We start from the raw sequence: 3381 nt of genomic DNA, 5'->3' as shown, positions 1-3381 counted from the left end.
ACGAGCTCGGCATGGTCGCGGGCGCGGCTGATTTCCACGTAGAGGGTCTTCTGGGTCGTGAGGGGCGGATGGGTGGCCTCCATGGCGGCGATCACGGGGTCGACGGCGCGGCCCTGGAACGCGTGGACGGGGGCGCACTGGCGCTCGGGGCGGGCGACCCGCAACTGCGCCACGTCGACCGTGCCTGGGCCGCAACCGTCCACGCTTTCCAGGGCCGCACCGTCGACACCGTGATCGCCGCCATGGAGGCCAACCATCCGACCCTCACGACCCAGAAGACCCTCTACGTGGAAATCAGCCGCGCCCGCGACCATGCCGAGCTCGTGACCGACGACAGGGCGGCCCTCAGGGAGCGTCTCGAAGCGGTCACCGGCGAGCGCATCGCCGCGCTCGAAGCGGTCGAGCCGGAGCGAGCGAAGGACCGAGGGACCGGTCCGGACGCGGGCCGGAGCCCTGGCCGCGAGGACGACGCGGCCGGGTCGCGCGAGCCGGACCGGACTCCTGCAATGGAGCGGGAGCGCGCGCCGGGGAACATTGATCGCGAACTGGGCCTGTAGCACCGCATGGAGCCGCTTGCGAGACGAATGCTCGGTGTCAGTTACGGGTAGTGTTTCAGTTGACGGCCGTCTGTGGCCACCGAGCCGTTCGATTGATCTTGCCGACGACGCAGTACGGCATTCCCTCTGACCCAGCTTTCTCACTGGGCTCGCTGCTCTTCATCAGCGTCGCGGACTTTCTGGATCATCGCGTCGAGTTCACGGAGCCTCTCCTTGGTCCACCGGCGTACTTTCAGCTTCGGATGGGTGGAAAGCGCGTTTAGCGCGGCCCGGTGAAGCTCATAATATACAGCTACCGACCCTCTCCAAGCAAAGTTGTACATGATGTTGTGTTCGATAGCTCTGAGGACATTTTCATGTGCGCCGAACTCCTCAAGGAGTCGCCCCATGACCGGATGAAGTAATGCGTTGGAGGCATCAACGTCGTAGGTTTCCAGAACCGGGATGGTAGTTTAGACGAAAGCCGGCGCATGGTCAGGATGAGCATGGCACCATGCGAACAGGGTATCCTCCGGGAGGGCCAGAATCGCGGGCTTTTCACTAGATCAATACTTTGTGGAAGTAGGGCTTCCCACTACCGCGCACGACGACATTGAGTGGGTCATTGGATTGATCGAGGGGAATTCCAAGCTGAAACGCTACCCGATTACGAATTAGCTATAATAAAGTGACGATAAGTGGTATGTTTTGAGCGTGATGTATGCGTCTAGGGCACCGCATGCCCGCGATCTCATCGCGGATCTGGCCGCTCACGGCCGGCATCACTTTACTGCGGCCGAGCTTCGGGCCGCGTTGCGCGTTTCCGGCGCGGCCGCAAGACGGGCTCTGAGCCGGTTGGCAGCCAAGGGCGAAATCGCAAGCCCGGCGCGCGGTTTCCATGTCATCGTACCGCCGGAATACCGGCGGCTTGGCTGCCTGCCCGCGGACCAGTTCATCCCTTCCCTCATGGAGCACCGGAGGGTTCCGTACTACGCGGGGCTCCTGTCAGCCGCCCAGTACCATGGCTCGGCGCATCATCGTCCGCAAGCGTTCCAGATCGTCCTTGGCAGGAGCAGGCCGGCTATCGCGTGCGGTTCGGTCAGAGTGGCCTTCGTTGCCCGCCGGAACGTGGGCGAGGTTCCGGTCCAGAACTTCAACACCCCGCGCGGGACCATTCTGGTGTCGACGGTAGAAGCAACGGCGCTCGACCTCGTGGGCTACATGCGTCACGCCGGAGGAGTCGACCGGGTGGCGGGTGTTCTGTCCGAGCTCGGCGGGGAGATGGACCCGGAGCGCCTGGTGGTTGCGGCGAATTCGGCGCCGGTCCTCTGGGCTCAGCGGCTGGGCTACCTCCTCGAACATGTCGGCGCCGGCGACAGGGCCGTTCTCCTGAAGGAGCACGTGCGGAAAAGCGCTCGAAATTTCACGAAGCTGATACCGTCCGCCAGCGCTGACGCTGCCCCGCGGTCCAGGGACTGGCGGCTGCACGTCAACGCCGTCGTCGAGCCGGAAGCATGATCCCGCGGGACTACATCACCGAATGGCGGGCGGCGGCGCCGTGGGTCGAGGACTTCCAGGTCGAGCAGGATCTCGTCATTTCCCGCGCGCTGGTCGACATATTCTCCGACCCGGCCCTCGGGGCCGCGCTGGCCTTCCGGGGAGGCACCGCACTATACAAACTCTACCTGACGCCGCCCGCGCGTTACTCGGAGGATATCGATCTGATCCAGGTCGCGCCCGGGCCGGCCGGACCGGTGATGGACGCGTTGCGCGGCGTTCTCGACCCCTGGCTCGGCGAAGCCCGATGGAAGCAGTCGAGAGGCCGGGTGACGTTCGGCTACCGCTTCGATTCCGAGGACGTCCCCGCAAGGCGCCTGCGCCTCAAGGTCGAGATCAACACGCGCGAGCACTTCGCCGCGTTCGGGTTCGCCAGGCGTCTGTTCTCCGTGGAATCACGATGGTTCTCGGGCGCGGCCGACATCGTGACCTTCGAACTCGACGAGTTGCTCGCCACCAAGCTGCGAGCTCTCTACCAACGCGCCAAGGGACGCGACCTGTTCGACCTTGCGGCCGGACTCGCAGACGAGCGCAGCGATCCCCAGCGAATCGTGGACGCCTTCCGAGAGTACATCGGTCGCGACGGCCATACGATAACGCGCGCGATGTTCGAAAGGAATCTCGCCGACAAGCTCGGCGACCCGCAGTTCGGCGCCGACATGACCGCTCTGCTCACAGAAAGCTACGAGTGGCGGCCGGAAAAATCGGCGCGGACGGTTTCGGAGCGGCTGATCTCCCTCCTTCCAGGCGGGCCGTGAGAAGGAGGAACCGAGGCGTGAGCAATCCTCTCACCCAGGCTACGTCCGGTTCTGGAACAAGTGCAGGTGCTGATCAAGGGTTTATCCCGCCGATTTCCGAGTTTCGGACGCGGTGCAAGGCTGAACGCGGACCTCCATCAAATTTGACGTCGGTCCTCGTTCAGCCCAATGCCAACGCGTGGACACTGCCGATTCTGAGCTTAGGAGGGGTCATCTTCTTTGGCTTCACGATTGGGCGGATCAGGCTGTATTCCAGGGGGGTGGTCTGTGTCCGGGACGATGGTTGCTATGTAACGGCGGATTTCGTCGATCTCCCGCCCGCGGCCAGCCGCGATCATGTCGTGTGCGATGGCTTGGGCCGCGAATAGTGCGGCCCGTGCCACCTGGATCTCCGCTTCGGTTGTGGGCCATGCGCGTTTTTCCAGCCACCGCTCGGCGAGTTCGGCAAGGAGCCGGTTGGCGGTTGTGCCGAGTTCTCCGGCCGCTTCCTCAAGGCGTTGCCAGAGTTCCTCGTCGATTCGAATGTGCTT

At 64.0% G+C, this 3381-nt stretch carries 5 protein-coding genes; 3 read left to right on the top strand and 2 right to left on the bottom strand.

Features of this window, described 5'->3' with window-relative positions:
• Window positions 1–257, bottom strand: a 257-nt coding sequence (locus OXF11_01870; protein MCY4485846.1) for a hypothetical protein, incomplete at its 3' end; no start/stop codon positions are given.
• On the opposite strand from OXF11_01870, the gene OXF11_01865 reads away from it, so the two are divergent.
• The 3 genes from OXF11_01865 to OXF11_01855 all read left to right on the top strand — a co-directional run bounded on the left by OXF11_01865 (window position 243) and on the right by OXF11_01855 (window position 2851).
• Window positions 243–557, top strand: coding sequence for a hypothetical protein (locus OXF11_01865; protein MCY4485845.1), 315 nt, complete (start codon window positions 243–245; stop codon window positions 555–557). The genes OXF11_01870 and OXF11_01865 overlap by 15 nt on opposite strands.
• A 696-nt stretch (window positions 558–1253) precedes the next feature.
• Window positions 1254–2054, top strand: coding sequence for a type IV toxin-antitoxin system AbiEi family antitoxin (locus tag OXF11_01860; GenBank protein ID MCY4485844.1), 801 nt, complete (start codon window positions 1254–1256; stop codon window positions 2052–2054).
• Complete coding sequence (locus OXF11_01855) at window positions 2051–2851, top strand: nucleotidyl transferase AbiEii/AbiGii toxin family protein (GenBank protein MCY4485843.1); 801 nt, start codon at window positions 2051–2053, stop codon at window positions 2849–2851. The genes OXF11_01860 and OXF11_01855 overlap by 4 nt, the downstream gene beginning before the upstream one ends.
• A 200-nt stretch (window positions 2852–3051) precedes the next feature.
• Here OXF11_01855 and OXF11_01850 read toward each other — a convergent pair.
• Window positions 3052–3381, bottom strand: a 330-nt coding sequence (locus tag OXF11_01850; protein MCY4485842.1) for a hypothetical protein, incomplete at its 5' end; no start/stop codon positions are given.

It is taken from the genome of Deltaproteobacteria bacterium (genome assembly GCA_026712905.1).
GTDB lineage: Bacteria > Desulfobacterota > Binatia > UBA9968 > JAJDTQ01 > JAJDTQ01.
This window is presented reverse-complemented; position numbering and strand designations above follow the sequence as displayed.